This window comes from Roseateles sp. GW821-FHT02E12, from assembly GCF_059421665.1.
This window is the reverse complement of record NZ_JBWKVK010000006.1, coordinates 1-2,500: the sequence shown is the minus strand read 5'-3', so window position 1 is coordinate 2,500 and position 2,500 is coordinate 1. Positions and strand designations below refer to the sequence as shown.

2 rRNA genes (1 of these 2 cut by a window edge) are annotated in these 2,500 nt (G+C 51.4%); both read left to right on the top strand.

The features are described from left to right. Positions 1-2,125, top strand: a 23S ribosomal RNA gene (locus AC07V5_RS30345) (it extends 754 nt beyond the left edge of the window). Positions 2,126-2,332: 207 nt separating this feature from the next. Next, positions 2,333-2,445: ribosomal RNA gene (rrf, locus tag AC07V5_RS30340) — 5S ribosomal RNA — on the top strand. Positions 2,446-2,500 lie beyond the last annotated feature (55 nt).

Genomic DNA, 2,500 nt, shown 5'->3' with positions numbered 1-2,500 from the left:
TGAGCTGTGGATAGGGGTGAAAGGCTAAACAAACTTGGAAATAGCTGGTTCTCTCCGAAAACTATTTAGGTAGTGCCTCAAGTATTACCATCGGGGGTAGAGCACTGTTTAGGCTAGGGGGTCATGGCGACTTACCAAACCTATGCAAACTCCGAATACCGATGAGTACAGCTTGGGAGACAGAGCACCGGGTGCTAACGTCCGGACTCAAGAGGGAAACAACCCAGACCGCCAGCTAAGGTCCCCAAAATTGGCTAAGTGGGAAACGAAGTGGGAAGGCTAAAACAGTCAGGATGTTGGCTTAGAAGCAGCCATCATTTAAAGAAAGCGTAATAGCTCACTGATCGAGTCGTCCTGCGCGGAAGATGTAACGGGGCTAAGCCAGTTACCGAAGCTGCGGATGTGCAATTTATTGCACGTGGTAGGAGAGCGTTCTGTAAGCCTGTGAAGGTGGGTTGTGAAGCCTGCTGGAGGTATCAGAAGTGCGAATGCTGACATGAGTAGCGTTAAAGGGGGTGAAAAGCCCCCTCGCCGAAAGCGCAAGGTTTCCTACGCAACGTTCATCGGCGTAGGGTGAGTCGGCCCCTAAGGCGAGGCAGAGATGCGTAGCTGATGGGAAACAGGTCAATATTCCTGTACCGATTGTAAGTGCGATGTGGGGACGGAGAAGGTTAGCTCAGCCAACTGTTGGATATGTTGGTTCAAGCGTGTAGTCGTGCCCCTTAGGCAAATCCGGGGGGATTAGATGAGGCGTGATAACGAGTCTGCTTGCAGACGAAGTGAGTGATACCCTGCTTCCAAGAAAAGCCACTAAGCTTCAGCTTACAACGACCGTACCGCAAACCGACACTGGTGCGCGAGATGAGTATTCTAAGGCGCTTGAGAGAACTCTGGAGAAGGAACTCGGCAAATTGACACCGTAACTTCGGAAGAAGGTGTGCCTTTAGTAGGTGAACCATTTACTTGGGGAGCCCAATGAGGCCGCAGAGAATCGGTGGCTGCAACTGTTTATTAAAAACACAGCACTCTGCAAAGACGAAAGTCGACGTATAGGGTGTGACTCCTGCCCGGTGCTGGAAGATTAAATGATGGGGTGCAAGCTCTTGACTGAAGTCCCAGTAAACGGCGGCCGTAACTATAACGGTCCTAAGGTAGCGAAATTCCTTGTCGGGTAAGTTCCGACCTGCACGAATGGAGTAATGATGGCCACACTGTCTCCTCCAGAGACTCAGCGAAGTTGAAATGTTTGTGATGATGCAATCTCCCCGCGGAAAGACGGAAAGACCCCATGAACCTTTACTGTAGCTTTACATTGGACTTTGAACAGATCTGTGTAGGATAGGTGGGAGGCTTTGAAGTAAGGTCGCTAGATCTTATGGAGCCAACGTTGAAATACCACCCTGGTGTGTTTGAGGTTCTAACCTTGTCCCGTTATCCGGGATGGGGACAGTGTATGGTGGGCAGTTTGACTGGGGCGGTCTCCTCCCAAAGTGTAACGGAGGAGTTCGAAGGTACGCTAGATACGGTCGGAAATCGTGTCGATAGTGCATTGGCATAAGCGTGCTTGACTGCGAGACTGACAAGTCGAGCAGGTACGAAAGTAGGACAAAGTGATCCGGTGGTTCTGTATGGAAGGGCCATCGCTCAACGGATAAAAGGTACTCTGGGGATAACAGGCTGATACCGCCCAAGAGTTCATATCGACGGCGGTGTTTGGCACCTCGATGTCGGCTCATCTCATCCTGGGGCTGTAGCCGGTCCCAAGGGTATGGCTGTTCGCCATTTAAAGAGGTACGTGAGCTGGGTTTAAAACGTCGTGAGACAGTTTGGTCCCTATCTTCCGTGGGCGCTGCAAGATTGAGAGAGCCTGCTCCTAGTACGAGAGGACCGGAGTGGACGCACCTCTGGTGTATCGGTTGTCACGCCAGTGGCATTGCCGAGTAGCTAAGTGCGGAAGAGATAACCGCTGAAAGCATCTAAGCGGGAAACTCGTCTCAAGATGAGTCTTGCCGGGGCCTAGAGCCCCCTGAAGGGTCGTTCGAGACCAGGACGTTGATAGGCTGGGTGTGGAAGCGCGGTAACGCGTTAAGCTAACCAGTACTAATTGCCCGTGAGGCTTGACCCTATAACTTTGATAGTCTGTGCAAACAGCATGTATCAAGGTGGGTGTTCAAGTTATGTCGTTCTTCGAAGCTACGAAGACGCAATCAAATGAAGCTGATTCCGCAGCGTGTGTGAAAACACAGGCTGTGTGCAGATTGGGCAACGCCCAAGTTCTGCTGACTCTACGAATTGGGTTTGTTGACTCCCGTCAACAGACCAACCAGTCAAGCCTGACGACCATAGCGACTTGGTCCCACTCCTTCCCATCCCGAACAGGACAGTGAAACGAGCCAGCGCCGATGATAGTGCGGATTCCCGTGTGAAAGTAGGTCATCGTCAGGCTATTATTAAAGCCAACCCCCACTATCGAAAGATAGTGGGGGTTTTGCTTTTGGGG